The organism is Pseudarthrobacter sp. S9 (assembly GCF_050156545.1).
Taxonomy (GTDB): domain Bacteria; phylum Actinomycetota; class Actinomycetes; order Actinomycetales; family Micrococcaceae; genus Arthrobacter.
The window spans coordinates 945,529-967,646 of record NZ_CP189576.1 but is presented as its reverse complement, the minus strand read 5'-3'; the positions used below and the strand labels follow the sequence as shown (position 1 = coordinate 967,646).

At 64.8% G+C, this 22,118-nt stretch carries 23 protein-coding genes; 12 read left to right on the top strand and 11 right to left on the bottom strand.

Features of this window, described 5'->3' with window-relative positions; all coding sequences use genetic code 11:
- The first annotated feature begins 33 nt into the window (after nucleotides 1-33).
- Together ACQCSY_RS04500 and ACQCSY_RS04495 are read left to right on the top strand one after the other, a co-directional pair.
- The gene (locus tag ACQCSY_RS04500; protein WP_427133539.1) at nucleotides 34-771 is read left to right on the top strand and encodes a hypothetical protein; all 738 of its coding nucleotides are present in this window, start codon (nucleotides 34-36) and stop codon (nucleotides 769-771) included.
- Between the two features lie 34 nt (nucleotides 772-805).
- Nucleotides 806-1,681 carry a hypothetical protein gene (locus ACQCSY_RS04495; RefSeq protein ID WP_427133538.1) on the top strand — a complete coding sequence of 292 codons (876 nt, stop codon included), beginning with the start codon at nucleotides 806-808 and terminating at the stop codon, nucleotides 1,679-1,681.
- A 159-nt stretch (nucleotides 1,682-1,840) separates the two neighbouring features.
- Here ACQCSY_RS04495 and ACQCSY_RS04490 read toward each other — a convergent pair whose 3' ends face one another.
- Both ACQCSY_RS04490 and ACQCSY_RS04485 read right to left on the bottom strand, forming a co-directional pair.
- A complete protein-coding gene (locus ACQCSY_RS04490) occupies nucleotides 1,841-2,209 on the bottom strand; it encodes a hypothetical protein (protein WP_427133536.1) in 369 nt (122 codons plus the stop codon).
- Nucleotides 2,210-2,356: 147 nt separating this feature from the next.
- Nucleotides 2,357-2,545: a YegP family protein gene (locus ACQCSY_RS04485; RefSeq protein ID WP_427133534.1), complete on the bottom strand. Its 189-nt coding sequence runs from the start codon at nucleotides 2,543-2,545 to the stop codon at nucleotides 2,357-2,359.
- A 184-nt stretch (nucleotides 2,546-2,729) separates the two neighbouring features.
- Here ACQCSY_RS04485 and ACQCSY_RS04480 point away from each other — a divergent pair, with 184 nt between their 5' ends.
- The 3 genes from ACQCSY_RS04480 to ACQCSY_RS04470 all read left to right on the top strand — a co-directional run bounded on the left by ACQCSY_RS04480 (nucleotide 2,730) and on the right by ACQCSY_RS04470 (nucleotide 4,150).
- Nucleotides 2,730-3,035, top strand: coding sequence for an acylphosphatase (locus ACQCSY_RS04480; RefSeq protein WP_427133532.1), 306 nt, complete (start codon nucleotides 2,730-2,732; stop codon nucleotides 3,033-3,035).
- 130 nt (nucleotides 3,036-3,165) lie between these two features.
- A complete protein-coding gene (locus tag ACQCSY_RS04475; RefSeq protein WP_427133530.1) occupies nucleotides 3,166-3,501 on the top strand; it encodes a cupin domain-containing protein in 336 nt (111 codons plus the stop codon).
- Nucleotides 3,502-3,547: 46 nt separating this feature from the next.
- Nucleotides 3,548-4,150, top strand: a complete 603-nt coding sequence (locus tag ACQCSY_RS04470; RefSeq protein ID WP_427133528.1) for a class I SAM-dependent methyltransferase — start codon at nucleotides 3,548-3,550, stop codon at nucleotides 4,148-4,150.
- A 70-nt stretch (nucleotides 4,151-4,220) separates the two neighbouring features.
- On the opposite strand, the gene ACQCSY_RS04465 is transcribed toward ACQCSY_RS04470, so the two are convergent.
- Both ACQCSY_RS04465 and ACQCSY_RS04460 read right to left on the bottom strand, forming a co-directional pair.
- Nucleotides 4,221-4,790 carry a helix-turn-helix domain-containing protein gene (locus ACQCSY_RS04465; protein WP_427133526.1) on the bottom strand — a complete coding sequence of 190 codons (570 nt, stop codon included), beginning with the start codon at nucleotides 4,788-4,790 and terminating at the stop codon, nucleotides 4,221-4,223.
- A gap of 161 nt (nucleotides 4,791-4,951) precedes the next feature.
- A complete protein-coding gene (locus tag ACQCSY_RS04460; protein ID WP_427133525.1) occupies nucleotides 4,952-5,797 on the bottom strand; it encodes a hypothetical protein in 846 nt (281 codons plus the stop codon).
- 211 nt (nucleotides 5,798-6,008) lie between these two features.
- Here ACQCSY_RS04460 and ACQCSY_RS04455 point away from each other — a divergent pair, with 211 nt between their 5' ends.
- The 5 genes from ACQCSY_RS04455 (at nucleotide 6,009) to ACQCSY_RS04435 (ending at nucleotide 11,418) form a co-directional block, all read left to right on the top strand.
- Nucleotides 6,009-7,280 (top strand): alpha-hydroxy acid oxidase, encoded by a 1,272-nt coding sequence (locus ACQCSY_RS04455; protein WP_427133524.1) that lies wholly within the window; start codon nucleotides 6,009-6,011, stop codon nucleotides 7,278-7,280.
- A gap of 79 nt (nucleotides 7,281-7,359) precedes the next feature.
- A complete protein-coding gene (locus ACQCSY_RS04450) occupies nucleotides 7,360-8,262 on the top strand; it encodes an ABC transporter substrate-binding protein (RefSeq protein WP_427133522.1) in 903 nt (300 codons plus the stop codon).
- 6 nt (nucleotides 8,263-8,268) lie between these two features.
- Nucleotides 8,269-9,255 (top strand): amino acid ABC transporter permease, encoded by a 987-nt coding sequence (locus ACQCSY_RS04445; protein ID WP_427133520.1) that lies wholly within the window; start codon nucleotides 8,269-8,271, stop codon nucleotides 9,253-9,255.
- Nucleotides 9,256-9,266: 11 nt separating this feature from the next.
- On the top strand, nucleotides 9,267-10,019 hold the full coding sequence (locus ACQCSY_RS04440) for an amino acid ABC transporter ATP-binding protein (RefSeq protein WP_427133519.1): 753 nt from the start codon (nucleotides 9,267-9,269) through the stop codon (nucleotides 10,017-10,019).
- Between the two features lie 40 nt (nucleotides 10,020-10,059).
- Nucleotides 10,060-11,418: an MFS transporter gene (locus ACQCSY_RS04435; protein WP_427133517.1), complete on the top strand. Its 1,359-nt coding sequence runs from the start codon at nucleotides 10,060-10,062 to the stop codon at nucleotides 11,416-11,418.
- A 50-nt stretch (nucleotides 11,419-11,468) separates the two neighbouring features.
- Here the strand turns inward: ACQCSY_RS04435 and ACQCSY_RS04430 are convergent, their stop codons facing one another.
- Nucleotides 11,469-11,867, bottom strand: coding sequence for a hypothetical protein (locus ACQCSY_RS04430; protein WP_427133515.1), 399 nt, complete (start codon nucleotides 11,865-11,867; stop codon nucleotides 11,469-11,471).
- A gap of 573 nt (nucleotides 11,868-12,440) precedes the next feature.
- On the opposite strand from ACQCSY_RS04430, the gene ACQCSY_RS04425 reads away from it, so the two are divergent.
- Complete coding sequence (locus tag ACQCSY_RS04425) at nucleotides 12,441-12,830, top strand: hypothetical protein (protein ID WP_427133513.1); 390 nt, start codon at nucleotides 12,441-12,443, stop codon at nucleotides 12,828-12,830.
- 103 nt (nucleotides 12,831-12,933) lie between these two features.
- Complete coding sequence (locus ACQCSY_RS04420) at nucleotides 12,934-13,350, top strand: ester cyclase (protein WP_427133511.1); 417 nt, start codon at nucleotides 12,934-12,936, stop codon at nucleotides 13,348-13,350.
- Nucleotides 13,351-13,430: 80 nt separating this feature from the next.
- Here ACQCSY_RS04420 and ACQCSY_RS04415 read toward each other — a convergent pair whose 3' ends face one another.
- The 6 genes from ACQCSY_RS04415 to ACQCSY_RS04390 form a co-directional block, all read right to left on the bottom strand.
- Complete coding sequence (locus tag ACQCSY_RS04415) at nucleotides 13,431-14,081, bottom strand: hypothetical protein (protein WP_427133509.1); 651 nt, start codon at nucleotides 14,079-14,081, stop codon at nucleotides 13,431-13,433.
- Nucleotides 14,078-15,442, bottom strand: coding sequence for an iron uptake transporter deferrochelatase/peroxidase subunit (gene efeB, locus ACQCSY_RS04410; protein WP_427133507.1), 1,365 nt, complete (start codon nucleotides 15,440-15,442; stop codon nucleotides 14,078-14,080). The genes ACQCSY_RS04415 and efeB overlap by 4 nt, the downstream gene beginning before the upstream one ends.
- Complete coding sequence (gene efeO, locus ACQCSY_RS04405) at nucleotides 15,439-16,641, bottom strand: iron uptake system protein EfeO (RefSeq protein ID WP_427133506.1); 1,203 nt, start codon at nucleotides 16,639-16,641, stop codon at nucleotides 15,439-15,441. Before efeO ends, efeB begins: the two co-directional genes overlap by 4 nt.
- A 62-nt stretch (nucleotides 16,642-16,703) precedes the next feature.
- Entirely contained in the window at nucleotides 16,704-17,570 is an 867-nt protein-coding gene (gene efeU, locus ACQCSY_RS04400) for an iron uptake transporter permease EfeU (RefSeq protein WP_427135676.1), read from the bottom strand.
- Between the two features lie 459 nt (nucleotides 17,571-18,029).
- Complete coding sequence (locus tag ACQCSY_RS04395) at nucleotides 18,030-18,380, bottom strand: carbohydrate ABC transporter permease (protein ID WP_427135674.1); 351 nt, start codon at nucleotides 18,378-18,380, stop codon at nucleotides 18,030-18,032.
- 138 nt (nucleotides 18,381-18,518) lie between these two features.
- On the bottom strand, nucleotides 18,519-22,091 hold the full coding sequence (locus ACQCSY_RS04390; RefSeq protein WP_427133504.1) for an SNF2-related protein: 3,573 nt from the start codon (nucleotides 22,089-22,091) through the stop codon (nucleotides 18,519-18,521).
- Nucleotides 22,092-22,118: the final 27 nt, after the last annotated feature.

Sequence of the window (22,118 nt, the reverse complement as noted above, 5' to 3'; positions counted from 1 at the left end):
TCGAACCACTTCGTATCCCCTGGGGAGGATGGAATGCGTCGACTCGGAGTATGTGGCACAGCCGTTTCCGCCGGCCTCTTCGTCGCTGCCTTTCTGGCGGGTTGTGGTTCCACGGCCACGTCGCCCACTACCAGTCCGCAGCCGGCTACGTCCGCGGCCAGCAGCCCGGACACCGCCCCGCCCACGGCCACACCGTCTGCCCCCGACTCGCTGGCGGCGGACTGGAAAACCTTTACGACGTCGGACGGCCAGTTACTGTTCGACTACCCGGCCGAGTGGACCATCAAGGACCGGGCGGCCGAGGCGCCGTCGGGCGGTGCCTTCGCAGAGGTCCTGACTGCGGCAGGGAAACCGCTGGCCACCTTGCGGACCAACGTGGTCACTGGAGCCGAATGCACGCAGAAGAGCCCGTATTCGCTGCTCGATTCCCAGCCCGTTCCGGCCCTGGCGCAACAGGGTGTTACACCCCGCTTTGTCTTTGAGTCCCGCTCGAATCCCTCGGCAACTGATCCGAGGAAAGTGAACGTCTTTGCGTACGGCATCACCTCGGCTCCCGAGCCGTCCGGGCCTGAGGCCTGCCCCATTTTCCAATTCTTCACGTGGCCGCCCAGCGGTGCGGCGTTCGGAGGCGCCTACAACCCCTTTGACACGACGCCTGACACGACGCCGGGGAACTCGCCGAACGTCGACACCCCGGAGGCCTACAAGCAGACGAGCGAGTACCAGGACATCAGGAAGATGATCACCTCGCTGCGGCCGGCGGGGACGTAGCGGGCGAACGTCACACCGGAAGCGAGGGCTTCGCATGGGCGCGAAGAGGCGGGCGGAGACGCTGTCCACCGCGGTTCTCCTTGCCCTGCTAGTTGCACTGCTGCTGGCCGCCTGCGGCGCACCGGCCGCGCCGTCCGCCACCACGTCTGCCACCACGTCTGGCACCACGTCTGCAGCGGCCAGCCAGCCGGCCGGCAGCACCGCGGCTCCCGCCACCACGACGTCGGGCGGCGCGTCGCCGCCGGGCCCAGCGCACAGCACCGCCACGACTCCCTCCCCGACTTCTGAGACCACGACGCCGGCGGGCTCGCCGGCAGACTCACCGAGTCAAGCCGTGCCGCCGTCGTCGGGCTGGGCGACGTTCACGACGTCGGACGGCACGCTGGGCTTCGACTACCCGGCCGCCTGGACCGTCAAGGATCCGGCCGGGAAGGATACGTTGGGCGGAGAATTCGTGGATGTCCTGAATGGCGCCGGGAAGCAGATGGCCGCCCTGCGCACCAATGTAGTAACCGGCGCGGAATGCACGGAGAAGTACCCGTACCTGCTGTTCGATTCGGAGGCGATGCAGGCGCTCGCCGAACCCGGCGCGGCCGACCACAACGTGCCCCGGTACGTTTTCGAGGGCCGGGGAGACAACACTGCGCCGGAGCCGTCGCCGCCCACCGTCGCCGCCTACGGCATCACGATGATGCCGGAAGAGACCGGCCCGACGGCGTGCCCCATGTTCCAGCTGTTCCTGTGGCCGCCCAGCGGTGCGCTGTTCGGCCAGGCGTACAACCCGGGGAACAACGCGACGCCGGGGGACCCCTCGCTGCCGTACCTGGTGAAGGCGAAGCTCTACGCGGCGACCGCGGAGTACAAGGACATCCGGAAGATGATCACGTCGCTTCGTCCGGCGGGTAAGTAGCCGGGTAAGTAGCCGGGGAGTCACCTATCCCGACTCACTGCCCGTGCTCGCTTTTCTATCCGGCGCCGGAGCCCCGGGGGCACCTGCCAAGGCGGAGGCGCTCGAGATCCTCCTGAGCAACGTCAAACGCCACGAAATCGTGACTCTGGACGGCGGGCACTACCTGCATTGGACACAGGCCAAGACAATGGCCGCAGCGATCGGGAAGTTCCTCGGCAGCCGGTAGACGGACCCGCCCACTCGGCCCTCCGGCGTCGTCGGCGTTGCGTCAGACGCGGCACGCCGCGATCCGGCCCGGAGCGCGGTCCGGATGTTGACCTTCGAGGTGTAGGAGATGGAGCCGTACTGGAAGAGCCGCACGGCGAGGCGGAGCATGACGGCGGCGCCCACGAAGAGGATGACGATCATAATGCCCGCCTCGAGCACGTTCAGGGAGCCGAAGCCGTTCCGCAGCAGCGCGGTGACCGGCGCCGAGAAGGGGAAGTAGGTGAAGATCTGCACGATCACGGCGTGCGGGTCCGAGGCCACGGCGTCACGGCGTAGAACGGGACGAAGATCAGCGCCATGGCTGGGGCTGACCCTTGCGGCCTGTGCCGCAGCCTACACCGCTGGGAAGTGCCGGTGACGGCGGTGCGCGGGCGACGGCAGGCCGCTCCTGCTCCCGCGGGTTCCGGCCTAGGAGGCGGTGCGGACCTCCCGGATCAGCCCGGTGCCGGCGCACTCGCGGACCGCCATGATGCCATCGGCGGCTGACCGTTTGTCCTTGAAGGCCCGGGATATGGCCAGCACGGTCCCGTCGGCCGCGAGCAGCCGGAACCTGACGTTCGATTCGGCGTCGGTGAAGATTTCGAAGTGTCCTGCCATCGTCTTGTCCTTTCAGGCAGTGTTGCCGCCGCGGGGGTCAAGCACTTCTGCGGGGACTTGTCGGGTCTCGACAAGTCCCCGCAGCGCTTCCGACCAGCGTGTCCCGTATGGATGCTGCGAGGTAAGGGGCGAAAGTCCCAATGATTCTGGTGGCTGGGACTTTGCCGGGCGCTAGATTGGGAACATGGCTGAGTTTCCAGAGGGCGGGGCCGGGGAGCGTGTCCGGCTGATGGCGCGGGTGGACGGCCTGGTGCAGGCTGTCGGCTTCCGGTACTGGACGGTCCGCAGGGCCGAGGAGCTTGGACTGACCGGTACAGTCAGGAACAACGACGACGGTTCGGTCGACATCGTGGCGGAGGGACCTCAGACAGTGGTACTTGAGTTCCGGCGCTGGCTGCGCTCGCCGGAGGCGCCGGGTCGGGTGGAGAACGTGGAGGAGTCGATCTCCCGGGCCACCGGGGCGTTCAGCAACTTCCAGGTGGTGTACTGAGCGCTCCGGGCCTGGTGATTCCGGGCCTGGTGGGCGAGCCTGTCCCCGGTGCTCGAGCCTGTCGAGACCCGGGCGGGCGACCACAGGTTTCCCCATCGTCTGCCGGCCGGATTGTGGGTACGGTGGCCTCATGCAGAAAATATCGATCGATGCCCTGGCCCGGCAGCAAATCGCGGCAGCACTCGCGGCAAGCAGTGGCAGAGCGGCCGACACCGTGTTCGGCGGGCACGAAAAAGTCCTCCGCCAGACGGTCATGGCATTCAAGGCGGGCACCCAGCTCAGCGAGCACCAGAACCCCGGCGAAGCCACCGTGTTTGTGCTCCAGGGCTGTGTCCGGTTGCGGGCAGGCAAGGAGTCATGGCAAGGGAAAGCCGGCGATCTCCTGATCGTTCCGGAGGGGTTGCACAGCCTGGAAGCGGAAGAGGACTCGGCGATCCTGATGACCGTCGCGAAGATCAGCACCTAAGCCGCGAGCTGTGGCTTCAATGCCGCGCGACTGGAAAGCTGATCCTGTGGCAAGCCTGGTCGGGAGCCAAGTCTGGGTCGCCTACAACGCAGCCCAGGCGACGCGTTCCGTACGCACCCTCTGTCTCGACGCAATGGCTTTCGCCGGTCCGGGGAACGGCCGCCGCGCCATCGATCTGGGCTGCGGCGCCGGGAAGGAAACGCTGGCGCTGCTGGATGACGGCTGGCGGGTGCATGCCGTGGATTCGCTTCCGGACACGCGGGAGCGACTGCTGGCGATCCGGCCGGCGGCAATGGACCGACGCCTGAGTATCGAGGTGAGTCCGTTCGAGGCCATCAGGGGACTTCCGGCGGCGGACCTCATCTTTGCCAGCTACTCACTCCCGTTTATTCGCCCGGAAGACTTTGGGCGCGTCTGGCGGATGCTGCTGGAGTCCCTGCGGCCCTCCGGCGTCATCGCCGTGAACCTGTTCGGGGACCGGGATTCCTGGGCGGACGTGCCCGAGTGGAACTTCCACACGCCGGCGGACGCGCGAGCGCTCTTTGAGGACCTGGAAATCTTGAAGTTCGAGGTGTTTGACGACGACGGGCAATCCTTCCGGGGCCTTAAGCACTGGCACATTTTCGATGTGATTGCCCGCCGGCCCTGACTCGGTTTGAACGGCCGGCGTTCCTGGCCGTTCATTCTCCGGACCTGCGCAGCCAGGGCAGCCGGGACTCCTAATTGTGTTTGGCCCACAACTCCAGCCACACCAGCAAGCGCGTTTCCGGATCGGTCAGATCTACCCCGAAAAGACGTTCCACTCGGGTCAATCGATACCGGATCGTATTGACGTGCACATCCAACTGCTTTGCGGCATCGATAGCATTTCCGCCGCAACTTAGGTAAGCGTGAATGGTTTTCCCGAAAGACTTTCCGTTCCGTTCGTCGTACTCGGCAATCTTGATGGCATGGGCTCCTGGCAGCTGACCGCTTGTTGTCAAAGCAGAGACCATCTGACGCAAGTACAAGCGGGAGCCGATGGAGTCGTCGTCCGCGACGATGTCATCAGAGTCCGCCTGTATGCGCCCTTCGGTGACGTTGCGCACCAGCTCCGACAGAACCAGTTCCGCGTTGATTCTGGATTCCCCAAGGCCGTCGATCGGCGCCACCCCGCCTAAAGAGGCAAGAACGGGACGTGACAGGAGCCGACGAGCATTCTGGACTATTTTCAGAATTGAGCTCCGCTGAAAAGGAAATGATGATTCGGTGGTTTGGGGAAGCACGATGTAGACGATGTTGTCCGACAAGCCGCAGACTGCGGAGGGCAGCCGGACGGCGCATGCGGTGCGAACGGTGTCGAACAGCCGGAGACGGGATTGAAGCGTGTCAGGCGCATTGGCTTCCGGCGGCCAGATACTCAGTGCGGCGATGCGAGCGGAAGACGCAGATATCCCTAGCCTGATGGCGGCTAACTCCGCAGCCTGATGGCGGCTAACTCCGCACGTTCCGGCTCAAATAGCAACGGCTGCACCAAATCTATTTGCCGGGTCAGGTTTGACACGTACGTCGTTCGCTTGTGCAAAATGTGGAGAGCGGCAATGTTGGCGGCCTCACGCAGGATCCTATTGACATCCTCATTGTTGTGTTCCGCGAGCTCAAGGAGCCACAGTGAGCCGAGCACGGACTCCCCGGCCCGGATAGCGATCGCAGTGCGTCGGAGCAGGGGATCCTCAGTTGCTACGTTCACTGCGTCTTTGGCGGCATGGACGCGACGGTAGTCCCCATCGGTTTGCGGGGAATGCGGCACATGCAGTTGCAGAATGGAGTTTCTGCGCGTCTCGTCAATGGGCTGGTCCGGGAGGATTGAATAGGCCAGAATCGTCTGCTCCGGGTCCGCGATGGCGATGGCGCCGCCCGCTTGGGCCGCAACAGTGTTCGCGAGGTCGAACAGGTCTCCCGGACGTATGTCTACCAGGGTGCGGCCTGATTGCCGGTGCGGGATTACTGCGGCATCCATGATTTCCGCGACCTGGCTCCACGGAACCGAATCAGAAGCGCGGAAGAGGGCGATCCCCAATTCTCGCGCGGTCTCGCGCAAAACTTGATCCGACCCCCCATTGGTCTTGTAGACCACTGCCACGTAGCCAGCGTCCCTGAGCTCCCGGATCTTGATGCCCAGGCGCTTTCCGGACAGCGACAAACCAATGGCCAGGGCAACAGCCCCAGGAAATTTCGCTGGCAACGCCGTCGAGTCGTACAGAACCGAGCCCGCGACAAACTGGTGGTCATCGGCAGGCATTTCCGTGAGAGTCACGATTTCAGATCCTGCCGAGCGGGCCACATCCGCCAGGGTCGGCAGGTCATGGCTCCCGACAGCGGGGCGAGCAATCACGATTGCGCCACCGCCGCCATTTGGCAGTTGCTACTGATAGCACACCCCTCAATTTGTCGTTAAATCCATAGAGGGAAGAGGTCATTCTTCCTAGGCTGAACGATAACGCACGCACTCGGATGAGAGGCCCTAATTGAAATTCTGTGAAGCCAGGCAGCTCGTCCAGGTGAAAGCGCCTGTGTTCTCGCGTCAGCGCCGCGTGCTGGCGAACGCGTTTAATGTTGAAGAGTATCGACAGGCGGCCCGCAAAGTCCTCCCTGCCGGCATCTTCGATTATCTCGATGGCGGGTCTGAGGATGAAGTGACGCTCCGCCGCAACCGCGCCGTTTTCGATTCATGGGGGCTAATGCCAAGCTGGGGCCCCGTCTCCGGGCCGGACACGAGTACCACCTTGCTTGGTAAGTCCAGTGCTCTGCCGCTCACTTTGACACCCACCGGAGCCACACGGCTTTTTCATCCCGAAGGAGAGCTGGCGGTCGCCCGGGCCGCACAACAGGCAGGCATCCCCTACGGGTTGGCAGGCTTGAGCACAGTGTCAATGGAATCGATCGCGGAGCAATACCCCGCCCTGGATCGTTGGTTCAACTTCGGCCTTACTTCCGATTCCAAAGCACGGGATGACAAGCTGGAACGCTGCCTGGCGGCCGGCTATGACACCTTGATCGTGGGAGTAGACACCCGTGCGCTCGGCTCGAGGGAGCGGGATCTTCACAACGGCTTCACTGCGCCGCCCGCGCTGACCCTGTCAACCATGCTGGACATTGCCCGGCGGCCCGCATGGTGGGCGAATTTTCTCAGGGCGGAGGGAATCAGTTTTCCGAACCTCGAGCCTGACAACCCGAAATCCGCCGTAGTCACACCCTCGATGTGGCAGCAGATATTGGGCCATTCTGACGCAAGTAGCGGCTGGAACGAACTTGAGGCGCTACGCCAGGCATGGCCCGGCAAGATTGTGCTTAAAGGGTGCGTCAATCCGGACGATGTAGCCAGGGCCGCGCATATCGGGCTCGACGCTGTCCAGCTGAGCAATCACGGCGGACGCCAGTTGGATCACATGCTGAGTCCGATGGACGTCCTGCAGGAATCCCGTCAGCGCGTGGGCGATTCAATCGAAATTTACGTGGACTCTGGAATCCGCCGCGGCAGCGACATCCTGAAGGCCTTGGCTCTGGGAGCTGATGCCTGCTCTATTGGCCGGGCTTACCTTTACGGATTGGTTGCAGCAGGATCGCCGGGCGTGAGCCGCATTATCAGCGTCTTTTCTGACGAACTGCGGCGTACCATGACGCTGGTGGGTGTTTCAAATATCTCGGAGTTGAAGAACCGGGGCCCGGAAGTCATTCGTGACGTGCGCTACGCCGCAAAGAAATTGGACGGCATTGCGCCTGGAATCGCATGCCCGTGAATTATTCAACAAGTAGGACGCTATTCCGTTTTCTCTTTGCTGAGATAAACGCTTGACACCCTCGACACATAAGGAAACCATGCGCACCCGATACCTTCTTCCCGTTCTCACCGCGGTCACGGCCCTCACGCTTTCAGGCTGCGTCAATAACAGCGAACCCGCCGCAACCGGCGGGGCCTCCGCGACAGCGGACAGCGTTGGAGTGAAGAAAAACGACGCCATTGCCGCTTCGCTCCCGGAGAAGGTCAAGAGTGCTGGCGTCCTCAATGTTGGAATGGCAAACAACTATCCGCCCAACGAGTTCAAGGACGATAACGGTGCGCCAGCCGGATGGTCAGTGGACCTGACCAACGCTTTGGGCCAGGTTATGGGGCTGAAGGTCAACTTCGACATCGGCACCTTCGACAACATTCTTCCTGCCGTGAAGGCAGGGAAGGATGACATGGGAATGTCATCCTTCACCGACACGCTCGAACGCGAAAAGAAGGTGGATTTCGTGAACTACTACTCTGCCGGCATCCAGTGGGCCTCCCCCAAGAGCAAGACCGTGGACCCTAACAACGCATGCGGGCTCAAAGTCGCTGTCCAGGCAACCACCTATGAGGACACGCACGAGGTTCCGGCCAAGTCCAAGGCCTGCACGGACGCCGGCAAGGCTCCTATCACCATCTTCAAGTACGACGCGCAGGACCAGGCGACTAATGCCTTGGTGGTCGGACAGGTTGACGCAATGAGCGCCGACTCGCCCGTCACTCTCTACGCGATCTCCAAGACGAAGGACAAGCTGCAGACCGCAGGCGACGCATTTGAAGTGGCGCCTTACGGGATCCCGGTGGCCCAGGGCAGCGAAATCACACCGGCACTCCAGAAGGCCCTGCAGGCGCTCATCGACGACGGCACCTACAACCGGATCCTGGCCAAGTGGGGAGTGGAATCCGGCGGCGTCAAGGCGGCGGCACTCAACGTGGCCGCCAAGGGGTGACAGAAGATGAGTGAGCCGGAGCCTGGCATCAAGGCGCAAGAGGGTTATCGACTGGACCCGGACACTGAGCCAGGGGAGGCCATTGTCGCCGTTCCGCTGCGCCACCCATGGCGGATTCTGGTTGCCGTGGTCCTAGTGATCATGTTGGCAGTCTTTGTCCTGGACGCAGCCCAGCGCCCGGACTACGGCTGGGCTGATGTCGGCAAGTACATTTTTGACCGACGGATCAGCCAGGCCGCATGGGTGACGCTGTCGCTGACAATCTATGCGATGGTCGGCGCCATAGTCCTTGGTCTGTTGCTGGCCATCATGCGGCTCTCGCCGAACCCCGTGCTCAAGAGCGTTGCCTGGCTGTACATCTGGATCTTCCGTGGAACACCCGTTTACGTACAGCTCGTGTTCTGGGGCATCGTCTCGCTCATTTATCCGGTGTTCACGCTGGGTCTTCCGTTCACGACGCCCTGGGCCACGGTCCCGAACGAGATTTTCACCAACCTCTTCATCACCGCTGTGATCGGTCTGGCGTTGAATGAAGCGGCCTACATGTCCGAAATTGTGCGTGCCGGGCTGCTCTCCGTGGACGAGGGTCAGGAAGAGGCCTCGACAGCATTGGCCATGTCGTGGGGGCAGACCATGCGTTACGTGGTGGTTCCGCAGGCCATGAAAATCATCATCCCGCCCACCGGCAATGAGGTGATCTCGATGCTCAAGACCACCTCACTCGTGGCCGCGATTCCTCTGAGCATTGACCTCTACGGGGTGTCTCGCGGTATTTCCGCGGTCACGTTCACTCCGGTGCCCCTGCTGATTGTGGCGTCCCTTTGGTATTTGCTCTTCACCTCGGTCCTCATGGTCGGTCAGCATTTCATCGAAAAGCGCTTCTCGCGGGGAACCGGACGCCTCAAGACGGGCAAAGAGCCGTCGTCGCCGGGTTCGGTAACGGTGGCGCCCCCTGGCGCCTCCGTCGTCACAGACTTTGGAGGCAAGGGATGACGGACACGCCCATGGTGCTCGCAGACCGGGTTTCCAAGAACTTCGGGTCCAACAAGGTTCTCCGCGGGATCAGTCTCCGCGTCAATCCGGGAGAGGTGCTCTGTATCGTCGGCCCCAGTGGTTCCGGCAAATCGACGTTCCTGCGTTGCATCAACCACTTGGAACGGGTCGATGCCGGCAGGCTCTCGGTCGACGGACAGCTCGTAGGCTATCGCCAAAAGGGCGGCAAGCTCTATGAACTCAAGCCCAAGGAAGCGGCCTTCCAGCGACGCGACATCGGAATGGTTTTCCAGCGTTTCAACTTATTCCCCCACCTGACTGCCGTCGAGAACATTATCCAGGCGCCCATGAGGGTCAAGCGCATGTCCAAGGCCGCAGCGACCGCCCGAGCCATGGAACTTCTAGCGAGAGTGGGGCTCGGCGATAAGGGAGACCACTACCCGGCACACCTGTCGGGCGGGCAGCAGCAACGGGTAGCCATCGCCCGTGCGCTGGCCATGGACCCTAAGCTGATGCTCTTCGACGAGCCGACAAGCGCCCTGGACCCTGAACTGGTGGGCGAGGTACTCGATGTTATGAAGGAACTGGCCAAGAGCGGAATGACCATGATCGTCGTGACCCACGAGATGGGGTTCGCCCGCGAGGTGGCCGATTCGCTCGTCTTCATGGATGAAGGAGTCGTGGTTGAGTCGGGCCCGCCTCGCCAGCTGCTGAGCGATCCGCAGCACGACCGGACCAAGGCGTTCCTCTCGAAGGTTCTCTGAGCGCCGTTATGGCCCCAGGCAACATTGCCAGACTGTTGCCGTGAGCAACTCTCCCCGGACCGGCGTCGCCGTCGCAGGACTGAGCCTGGGCACCGCCCTGAATCCGCTGAACTCCTCGATGATCGCCGTCGCCCTCGTGGTGCTGCGCGCGGACTTCGCGCTCGACGTCGCCACGGTCACCTGGGTCATCACGGCCTTTTACCTCACCTCCGCGGCCGGCCAGCCGCTGATGGGCCGGCTGGCGGACCGCTTCGGGCCTCGCCGGCTCTTTCTGCTCGGCATGGCGGTGGTGGCGGTGACCTGCGCGCTGGCGCCGCTCGCGCCCAACTTCGCGCTGCTCTGCGTGGCGCGCGCCTTCATGGCCCTCGGCACCGCGACCGCGTACCCGAGCGCCGTCGTCATGGTCGGTGCGCTGGCCCTGCAGGGGGAGGTGAAGTCCACCCGGCCGCTGGGCCGCATCCAGATGGCGAACACCTCGGCGGCGGCTGTCGGGCCGGTGGTTGGCGGGCTGCTGGTGAGCCTCGTCGGCTGGCAAGCCCTGTTCCTGGTCAACATCCCGCTCGCCCTGGCAGCGATCTTCATCGTCTGGCGGTTCGCCCCGGCTGACGAGGACCGTGAGCGCGGCCGGGCCTCGGCGCTGCTGCGGGACTCGGACATCCCGGGCATCCTGGCGTTCGTCGGGGCCCTGGTGCTGGTGATGATGGCCCTGCTGAACGTGCTGCCCGGGGTCCGCTGGTGGCTGCTTGGGGGAGGGCTGCTGCTGGCCGCGCTGTTCGTGTGGCGCGAGCTGCGGTTCGCCCCGCCGTTCCTGGACCTGCGGCTGCTGGGCCGCAACCGGCCGCTGCTCCTGGTCTATCTGGGGTTCGCGCTGTTCAACGGCGTCTACTACTTTGCGTTCTTCGGGCTGCCGCAGCTGCTACAGCAGGCCGCGGGTTACGATCCGGGCATCGTAGGCCTGCTGATGCTGCCGCTGGCCGCGATCTCGGTGATTGGGACGCCATTCGCTGTCCGGGCGATCGACAGCTTCGGCGTCAAGCGGGTGCTGATCACCGGCGTCGTGCTGCTGGTGGCGGCGACAGGGGCGATGTGGCTTCTCACGGCATCCCTGGCCATCCCGCTGGTGCTGGCGCTGACCGCCCTGCTGGGCGTGCCGTATTGCGTGGTCAGCATCGCCTCCAGCCAGGGCATGTACGTCTCCACCCGACCGGAGGAGCGCGGCGTGGCCGCCGGGATCTTCCAGACGTGCCGCTACCTGGGCGCGATCACCGCGACGGTGCTGATCGGCATCTTCTACGGCACAGGCGTCAACCAGGCCAACTGGGGGCTGATGGTTGTCGTGATGCTGGGACTTGGTGCGGTGGCGTTGGTGGTGACGCTTGGGTGGCGGGAGCGGAAGTAAACCAGCCGCCGGGCGCGGCACAACGGCAGAATAGCTGCGAGCCTGCGCATCTATTTCTCCCTCTCCACTTTCCGGAGCCAGTCGTGAAGAAGGGGGAGAACGACGTTGCTGTGCATTGTGCTCATGTGGTCAAGACCGGGAAGCACCAGCACATCCCACCCCGAGGTGATCAGCCCTCCCTCGTGGGCGGCCAGTGGTTCGCCGATTCTCACCTGCACTTCGCCCCAGCCGGGTCCGTAGTTAATCTGGTCTGCCGAGCCGGCGAAACAGAGTCGTGGAAGATCCCGCGGGACCGGCGCTTGAGAGTCATCGAAGTCCTGAAGGGCTTCATAGAGAGTGACGAACTGCCGCGTCTGCGCCTCTGACGTCTGAACCGAGACGGCATCCCAGTCACCCGGCTCAACCGAAGCGTTGATCGCCTGGCTCCCGTTCGGCGCTTGACTGGCCATTTCGTGTGCGCCGACCGTGTGACAGCGAGCATGCTTTTGTAGGGCCCGTCGAGAGGCGGATAGCCGCCCATAACAAGCGCCCAAAGCCGGTCCGTGCGGACCGCGCGTTGCAATCCGATCAGCGCCAGCCACGAGTACCCGTAATACGCGAAGTTATCCGCCCCCGCCACGTCCGCGACGGCAAGGAGGTCAGCGACAACATTCTCCGGAGTCAGGGTATCCGGCGCCGGGTACGCCATCCGGTGACCTTCGTAGTCCGCCGAGATCACCCGATACGACAGGGAGAGACTGGCCACCAGATTGGGCCCCAGGTCAGGGTCTGCACCCCACCGCCGCATAGTCTCGGCTTCCGACGGCGAATGCGGTTCGAGTCGGGCCGGAAGAAGCACGGCACGCCCCGTTCCCTGAACCGAGACGGGGATGGTCGTGCCGTCGTGCAAGACAGCCTCAAAAGTGGTGGACAAGTTCTTCCCTCGCTTCGATCAGTGCCTCATGAAAACATACGCGCCAAGGGCGGAGGCCGCCGGTGTTGGATTCTTGACTCCGGCTGGTCCCTGAACAAGTGTTGATGGTATGCGCGGCTTCGTTCTGTATATCGACACATCAGAGGTTCGGCCAGGCGAGCTCGACGCGCTTAAGGCGGGCTTGGAAGAGCTGGCACGGTTCGTGGAAGCCAACGAGCCGCGGATCATCGCCTACAACGCCTACTTTAGCGAGGACGGATCACGGGTCAGCGTCGTTCATCTGCATCCGGACGAAGCGTCCCTTGCATTCCATATGGCGGTGGCCGGTCCTAAGTTTGCGGCCTTTGCACGCCTCATCACCCTGAGGACCATCGAAATCTTTGGCAGGCCCAGTGAAGAGCTATTGCAGCAACTGAGACAGAAGGCAAAGCTGCTGGGCGACGGAACGGTCATTGTGCGGGAGCTGCACGCAGGCTTCGCCCGCTTCCCGGCAAGTTGAGGCCTGGCCCGGACGGATGCCGCCAACACAGCAGGCCGTCATTGATGCGCCAGGACCCCGGTGGGAAGATTATTGGACGGTCTCACCCATTAAGGAGTCGGAAATGGCTGATGGCACTGGACTGATCAAACGGTTTTATAAAGAGGTGCTCGAGGGCGGAAATCTCGGCCTCATTGACGAGCTGACGGCGGATCACTATCTCGATCACGAAGAGGCTCTTCCAGGACAACCGCCCGGCAAGGATGGCGTTCGGTTCTTTGTGAACGCGATCCGGACGGCATTCCCGGATATCAAGGTCAAATCGATCGAGCCGTCGCTGGCCGACGGAAAGCTGGAGGCGTGCCACGTAATTCTGACGGGTACTCATCAGGGGGAGATGGCGGGCCTTGCAGCAACCGGCAAAAGCGTCGAATTCGGCACGACTGACATTATTCGCGTCGAGAACGGCAAGGTCGCCGAGCACTGGGGAACCACCGACAACCTGGGCATCATGCAGCAGATTGGGGCCATACCCGGATAGTGCAGCGCAATGACCCTTCCCGGGGGCGGGGTGTGCCCACGTTTCCATTGAAACGTGGGCACCCTGGCATTCCGAGCCGTCTACGCGCCGGTCCAGCGCCGCAGTGTGCTGTTGAGCAGCCCCACCAGCACGCTCGTCCACCAGCAGGTTTGCGAGATGCACAGTGCAACCAGCAACCGTACGCGCAGCCGTGTAGCCATCTTCGTGAACAATGTCCGCGGCGGCAGAAAATGCAGCTGCTTCATGGCCTGCGCCAGGGCGAGGCCGTTGAGGATGAGCACCAGGACGCACAGCAGTTTGACCGGCGTCAGCGGGCTGGACAGATCGGGACGCATCATCGCCCCGGACACGAGCAGCAGCGCCAACCCGCCCCAGATCAGCGGCTGCGCAGCGGACTCGAGGCGGCGCGTGTCGTGGACGTCCCGGCGGCCCAGGAGCCACAACAGGCCCACCCAGTCGAGCACCAGGATGGCCCCGAAGGACAGCACGAGCGCGAGAATGTGGCACGCGAGGGCGATGCGGTGGAGGTCCGGCCCGCAGTCGAGGAAGCCGCCCACCAGCACCGAGGCCAGCCACGCCGCCGAGCACAGCAGTGCCAGCAGCACCATTTTCGGGGAGGGCCGGCCGGTTGGTCCGGCCAACCGGCTGCCGTCCGGTTCACTGACCGTCGCACTGTCGGACACGGTGTCGGACGCGCTGCCGCCACCGGGTTCGGCGACGGCGGGCTTCACGCGAAGAGCCCCTCGCCGATGAAGCCGCCCGCCCTGGTTCCTGGGGGAACGGCGAACAGGCCGGAGCCTGTGTGCTTGAGGTATTCCAGGGCCAGTGTGTCTTCCTTGGCCATGGCCATCTGCATGGGCACGTAGTGGGTCCTTGGGTCCTTGACGAACGCGATGAAGAACAGGCCGGCGTCGAGGTGGCCGAGCCCGTCCGAGCCGTCGGTGTAGTTGTAGCCGCGCCGGAGCATCTTCACGCCGTCGTTCCGGCTGGGGTGCGCCAGGCGGACGTGGGAGTCCAGCGGAATCAGCGGTTCCCCGCCGCGGCCCTTGACTTCGAAGTCGGGGGCGGTGAATTCCTCGCCGCCGGACAACGGGGCACCGGCGCCCTTGGTGCGGCCGATCAGGCCTTCCTGCTCGCGCAGCGAGGTCCGGTCCCAGATTTCGATGTGCATGCGGATCCTGCGGGACACGAGGTAGCTGCCGCCGGCCATCCAGGCCTCACCCGGACGGGTTCCTGCTCCGGCCCAGACATGCTCATCAAGCAGGGCGGGGTCCTCGGCTTTGAGGTTGTTGGTGCCGTCCTTGAAGCCGAAGAGGTTCCGCGGGGTCGCCTGGGACCGCGAGGTGGAGGAGGTCCGGCCGAAGCCCAGCTGCGACCAGCGGACGCGCGTCTGCCCGAATCCGATGCGTGCGAGGTTCCGGATCGCGTGCACGGCCACCTGGGGGTCGTCCGCGCAGGCCTGGACCACGATGTCTCCGCCGGTGCGTCCCGGCTGGAGGTCGTCGCCGGGGAAGTGCGGCAGGTCGATCAGGGCGTCGGGGCGGCGGCCGTCCAGCCCGAAGCGGGCCTTGCCGTCTTTCTCGAACAAGCCCGGGCCGAAGCCGACGGTGAGGGTCAGCTTCCCGGCCCCGAGGTCCAGAGCTTCACCTGTGTCCTCGGGCGGGGCGTCGTAGGGGCCGTCGACGGCGCCAGTGCTGCCCGCGGTGCGGCCTGCCGTCATCGCCTCGGCAGCGACGGTCCAATCCTTCAGGAGCTGGATGAGCGCTGCACGGTCCTCCGTGACGACGTCGAAGGCGGCCATGTGCAGGCGGTCCTGGGCCGGGGTGATGATGCCTGCCTGGCGGTCCCCGTGGAAAGGAATGATATTGCCGGGCACGGTGGCCGGGGCGGCCGCGGCAGCCACCGCATCATGGCTCAGGAAGCCGGCCACGGCGCCGGCGCCCCCTGCACCTGCGAGGGACAACAGCCCGCGCCGGGACAACCCGCCTTTTCCCGACCCGGGGGCCGCCGCTGGTTCCGCGGCGCCAGCGGAAGCCGGGCCGCCGGCGTCGGGCGTTTCAGCGGACCGGCCGCCGAGGGGGCAGCCGCTCACAGCACTACCGCCGAGGTGAGCTTGGAGAGGGGCTCGCCGAGGGAATCGACCAGCGAGGCGAGCTGCTGGACCTGGGCCTGGCTGAGCTCGTTGTAGTAGCTGAAGCCTTCGCCCGTGGCGTGCTTCTTGAGCTCGGCCTGCAATGCTGCGAACTTTTCGTCGAGGCTCGTGGCCAGGGCGGGGTCCTTTTGCTGGAGGGCGGGCAACAGGCTCTCGAAGGCGATCCGGGCACCGTCTACGTTGGCCTGGAAATCCCAGAGATCAGTGTGGGACCAGGCTTCTTCCTCACCGGTGACTTTGCCGGTGGCTACTTCGTCCAGGAGTTCCTTGGCGCCGTTGCCGAGCGTGTCGGCGGAGAGCTCCACGGTGCGGGTTCGCCGGCCCAGGTCCTCGGTGTCGGCCACGAGCTGCGTGGCGACGGCGGTGCGCCCTTCGGCGGTCAGCGGGGTGTAGCCGGCGGGCGGGAAGAGGTCCTTTTCGGCGCGGTGCCAGCCGGTCCAGTCCTGGCCGGGCTCAAGGTCGGCTTCGCGGGCGTCGAGCTTCGGGTCGAGGTCTCCGAAGGACTCCGCGACCGGCTCGATGCGCTCCCAGTGCATGCGGGTGGCGGCGTAAAGCTCGCGTGCCGTGGCTGCGTCTCCGGCGGCGTAGGCGTCGGCGAAGGCCTTGGTGCCGGCCACCAGCTGCTCGGTCTGGTCCTTGACGTAGGCGGAGTACTGCCGGGTGCCGGTGTCCAGAAGCTTCTGGAAGTCGGCATCGACGGCTGGGCTGTTGCCGGAGCCGGTGACGTCAAAGGGGGCGCGGATGCCATCACCCTGCATGCCGGGCTTGCAGGCCGTGGTGTACTGGCCGGCGGCCGCCGTGACCACGAGGTTGCGCGTCAGGCCCGGGCCGATGTTCTCGACTTCCCCGATGATCCGCAGCCCGTCCTCGGCCAGGAGATAGAACTCGGTGACCTCGGTGCCTTCGTTCTTGACGGCGAAGGTCAGGTTGCCGCTGGCGGAATTTCCCGCGGAGACCTTGCACTCGGTCTTGGTGCTGGTGACCTGGATCGGCCCGGCGGCCGCGCCTGGCGTCGTCGAGGTGTCCGTGCAGCCGGTCAGGGCCAGGGGAACTGCGGCTGCCGCCGCAACCAGGGCAAGCGACTTCCGGGATCGGGAGGCGGTTTTGGGCAAGGTTTTGGGCAGGGGGGTGCCGGGCATGGGTGTTTCCTTTGGTCGGGTTTGGTCGGGGGAGAAACGCTGGAGGGAAGTGAGGGGTGCCGCTAGGGGGCTGCGACGGGGGTTGCGACGTCGTCGCGCGTGGGGGCTTCGCTGCCGGCGGCCTGGGGGGTGGGGCCGTTGGCCCGGAGGTACAGGACCAGAACGGGGAGAACGTAGAGCAGCCAGGCTCCGGCCTCGAGCCAGGTGGTGGCGGGGGAAAGGTTGAGCGTGCCCTTCAGGAGGGTGCCGTACCACGACGAGGGCGGGATGGCGGCTGAGATGTCGAAGGCCAGGCTGTGCAGGCCGGGCAGGATCCGGGCCTCCTGGAGGTCGTGGATGCCGTACGCGAGCACACCGCCGGCGATGATGATGAGTCCGACGCCGGTCCACGTGAAGAAGCGCGAGAGGTTGACCTTGAGCACGCCGCGGTGCAGCAGGTAGCCAAGCCCGGCTGCAACGGCGAGTCCGAGCAGCGCGCCGGCCAGCGGCATGGTCGTTTCTCCTGTGGCCTGCGCCGCGGCCCAGAGGAACAGTGCGGTTTCAAGGCCCTCGCGCCCGACGGCCAGGGCAGCCACCACCACGAGGCCCCAGGCGGTGCCGTCGGCCACTCTGTCCACGTGGGACTTCAGTGCGCCACCCAGGCTGCGCGCGGTGCGCGCCATCCAGAAGACCATCCACGTAACCAGTGCGACGGCGATGATGGACAGCCCGCCGCCAATGGCCTCCTGCGCCTCGAAGGCCAGTCCACGCGGCCCGAAGCTGAGCACCGCACCGAACCCGATGGAGACTGCCACTGCAAGGCCGACTCCCGCCCAGAGGCGGGGCAGCAGCGAACGCCGCCCCGTCCTGACAAGGTAGGCCATCAGGAGCACGACGATGAGGGTCGCTTCGAGGCCTTCGCGCAGGCCGATCAGGAAGTTGGCGGTCATGGTGCCGGTTTCTTTCACGTAAGGGGAGCCAAGCTTAGGCTTGCCTAAGTAGGAAGACTACCTGCATCAGGGGATTACGCAAATCTTTTGTAGCCTAATAGGCCCAAATTACGGCGGGCCGTTGGAAGAAACCGCGGCACGCAACGGGAACACGCGTGGCGACCTCGGCGGCTGCCTGACCTCCGATGTCCGGTGCGCCTGAATCAATACGTGGGTGGGCGTCGGAACGTCGTGCAGCCCACATGCGGCTGGTTAAGATGTTGTACTTTTCTCGATAGTGCTGGAATGTTCATCATTTTCACCATTTCGGTGAAGATATGGAACATCCGGAAGAAACGCCGTTCTTCCGCGCGATCGACGCCAAGTCGTTCGGAGCGGCCATCCGAAGCGCCCGCCAGGAGCGGAAGCTGACACAAAGTGGGCTGGCTGACCTTCTCAATGCCAGCCGCCACAGTATCGTCAGGCTGGAGAAGGGCGAGAACGTCTCGCTGGAGACACCATTGCGGCCGTCAGGGCCTTGGACCGGGATATTGCCCTCATTTCGCGGTTTTCACGTTTGGACGTCAAACGGTGAGCCGGAGCTGGTTGGACTCGTCCCAGGCCAGCATGGAGAGGGTTTCCACGGACTCCTTGCCGGGGCCGATCAGGGAAGGGGAGGCCGAACATCCGCAGGGCGTCGAGCATACGGAACAGCACGGCAACCAGGAGCGTGGGCTTGACCAGCGGCAACGTGATGGAGCCGAGCTGGCGCCACCAGCCGGCCCCGTCGATCTGCGCGGCTTCGTAGACTTCGCCGGGGATGACCTGCATGCCGGCGAGGACCAGCAAGCCGATGAATGGGGTGGTCGGGGGATCGCGTTGCGTTTTTGTAAACGTCGGTGCTGGAGAGCCGCAAGAGGTAGGAGCTGCCGTCGCCGCCGCAGGTCCATCCTCTCCGCACGCTGTGATTCAGCCGTCGAACAAGCCTCGCACGTCCTCCGCGGACAGTGCCGAGGAAAACATTGCGTCGTCGTCGAGTACGGCGGTAAACAGCTTGGCCTTCTTTTCCTTGAGCGCCATGACTTTCTCCTCGATGGTGTCCCTGGCCACCAGACGGTAGACCATGACGTTTCGGGTCTGGCCGATCCTATGGGTGCGGTCAACGGCTTGCGCCTCTGAGGCGGGATTCCACCACGGGTCCAGCAGGAATACGTAGTCCGCCTCGGTCAAGTTAAGGCCGAATCCGCCGGCTTTGAGGCTGATGAGGAACACCGGTGCGCTTCCGGACTTGAACTGCTCGATCACCTCGGCGCGCCGGCGGGTCTTGCCGTCCAGATAGGCGTATGGGATGCCTTCAGCGTCAAGCCGTGCCGCGGCCTTGCCCAGGAAGCCGGTGAACTGGCTGAAGATCAGGGCGCGGTGTCCCTCGGCCACTATGTCGCCGAGCTGCTCCAACAGGGCATCGAGCTTGCTGGACGGGACGGATCCGTATTTCTCATCCACCAGGGACGCGTCCAGGCTCAGCCTCCGCAACATCGTGAGGGACTTGAAGATCGCGAAGCGGTTCTTGTCCATGTCCTCGAGCAGCCCCAAAACCTTCTGCCGTTCGCGCTGTAAATGCCGCTGGTAGATGGTGAGGTGCCGCGGCGCCAAATCCAACTCCAGCACCTGTTCCTGTTTGGCGGGGAGATCCTTGGCGACAAGGTCCTTGGTGCGCCGCATCATCAGCGGCCGGATCCGCCGTCGTAATTGCGCCAGTTTCTCCGCGTCCCCTTCTTTCTCCACCGGCTTCTGGTAGTAGTCGGCGAAATTCTTCGACGACGGGAACAGCCCGGGGGCGGTGATCGCGAACATGGACCACAACTCCATCAGGTTGTTCTCCATGGGCGTGCCCGTGATGGCCAGCTTGAACGGGGCCGGGAAACGGCGGGCATTCTGGCTGGCCTTGGTGGCAGGATTCTTCACGAACTGTGCCTCGTCCAGCACCAGCGCGGCCCACTGCTGTGCGGCGTAGGCCTCATAGTCGAGCCGGAAGAGCGTATAGGAAACAACCACGACGTCGGAGCCGGCAGTAAGTGCCGCCAGATCCGTACCGCTGCGCTGCAGCGTGTCCGTGACGGCGGTGACGCGCAACCCGGGGGCGAACCGTCCGATTTCCGCGGCCCAGTTGGGCACCACGGATGTCGGGGCGACCACCAGGAAGGGGTGGCGCGCAGTTTCGTCCCGTTCCGGGGCGCCGATGCCGTTCTTGGCGTGGCAGATCAGGGCGATGGCCTGCACGGTCTTGCCCAGGCCCATGTCGTCCGCGAGCACACCGCCCAGGCCCTGCTCCCACAGGAAAGCCAGCCAGTTGAAGCCGTCCTGCTGGTAGGGGCGGAGCGACGCGTTGAGGCCCGCCGGCAGCGGCACGTCCAGAATCTCAGAGAACCGAAGCAGCCCTCCGACGCTTCGCCGCCAGGAATCGGCTTGTTCGGCGGTGGCAGACAGTTCCTCGAGCTCGTCCCAGAGGCCGGCCTGGTACCGGCTGATCCGCAGCGGCCCTTCGTGGTCTTGCAGTGCCCTGGCTTCTTCAATCAGTCGGCGCAGCTGGAGGAACTCGGGCTGGTCGAGCCGGAAGTAGTTGCCGTTGGCCAGCATCAAGTGTTCTTCGCCGGCAGCGAGCGCATGGAAGAGTTGGTGGAAGGGGACGTCTTCCCCGCTCAGGGTGACTGTGACGCCCAAATCAAACCAGTCGCCGTCGTCCGTTCCCTTGGTGCTGACGCCGATGAGGGGTGTGTCCGTGAGCTCGCTGTAGTCCGGCGCCGGGCCCGTGGTGACTACCCGCAGGTGCTCAAGCTGTTCCAGCGCCGGCAGTACATCGGTGGTGAACCGGGCGGCGGCGACGTTTCTGAGCACCGCCGGCCGCGTGCTGCCCGGGTGGCCGGACGGTTGGTCCGGGAACTGCTCCCGCCAGGCAGCCGGAAACTGGGCAAGGGCGCCGGCCACCCGGGCCAGGAGCTGCGCTTCGAACACGTGGTCGCGGTAGCCGGTGCCGGCGTCGGGCAGTTGCTCGCGGGTCACGGTACCGGCGGAGGTGTACTCCCAGTGCCATTGAAGCTGCAGCGTACCGGGATCCTGTGGTGCTCCTGCCCCGGGGCGGCGCTGGGTCCGGCCGGACGGCGCCCGGTCTGCTGGGGCGTCACGCGGGACGTGGGCGGCCGTCAGCACCAGCTCTGGCGGCAGGATCTGCGGCAGCTCCACGGAGGCGTCGCTGCAGATGACATCTGCCGCCTGCGCCAGTTGCGGGAAGATGGCTCCCAGGAAGGAATCGCGGGCCGCCGCTGGAACCAGCAGTTCGGTGCGGTGGTGGATCAGCGGCCGGATGGCGTCGGGAACGGGCGCTTTGCTCGGGGCCAGATGGAGATGGCGGGCCGCCGTGGTGGTGCCCGGCCCGGTGGCGGTGTCCCACCAAAACAGTCCGTGGCCAGGCCGGCCGATCACTCCCATCGCGGTGGGATCCGCGCCCGTACCGGCGACGTGCGGTGCCAGCCGCAGCCCGCCGTCGTGAGCGCGGACGTCCAGTGAAACGCTGACAGGCTCATGAACCACGACGGCGTCGCCGGACTTTGCGGCCACCAGCGCCACACCGATGTCGCTGGCTTGGCCGAGGAGGTGCCAGAGCAGCGGGCTGTCGAAGCGCTCCAGCGGCAGGTACATGGACGGCACCTGCGTTCCCCCGACAGTGTAGATCGAAGCAAAGGTCCGCATCCAGCGGGTCTGCTCCGGACTGAATTCGTCGAGTTGGTATCCGTAGTACGAATGCCGGAAGGTGTCCCAGCGCAGTTGGCCCATGACCCACTTGCCCTTGGAGTTCTGTTTCACCGGCCTGGCGGTCAGGCTGAGCGGCGGGGCGGATTCGTTGTGCCATGGGTCGCTGCGTCCGCGCTGGTACCAGGCGGGCTGGCTGGACGAGGACTCGTTCAGTTCCAGCTGCACACCGAGCCTCAGCGTTGGCCGGCTGTCGCTGCGAATGACCTGTCCGCCACCGAAACCCGGATACCGTGATGCTGGCTCCGGGTGAAGAAGGCTATGGATCTGCTCCTGCCAGGGAGCGGGAGGTGCCTGTTTCTGAACAGCTCTCTGAACGCCGGGTGCAGGCTGCTGTCTTGGCGCGGGTTGCTTCGGCGCTGCCGGCTGCGCCGGAGCGTGGGTGCTGGCAGGGGCAGGCGGAATGTCAAGGAGCGCCGGCTGCACCGGGGCAGGCCCGCTGCTGATGTCCAGGAGCAAAGCGGCCACATGCTTGCAGTTGGAGCGCATAGGGCAGGAGCAATCGCCCCACTCGAGGCCCAGACCGCTCTTGCCGTTCTTGAACGAGACTTTGGTCCGGTAGGGGGCGCTCCGGTTGCCCTGGACCTTCCCTTTCAGCTCCAAGGATTTGGGAATCCACTCGACGCTCGAGACCGCGCCCTTGCGCGCGTAGGTGCGGCCGCGACTGAGCGAGGTGCTACCCACAAGGGAAGCGATCACGGTGTCGGCGAGCTGGGGCGGGTACGTGAATGTCACGGCTTAACGGTACCGGGTTGCGGCCGA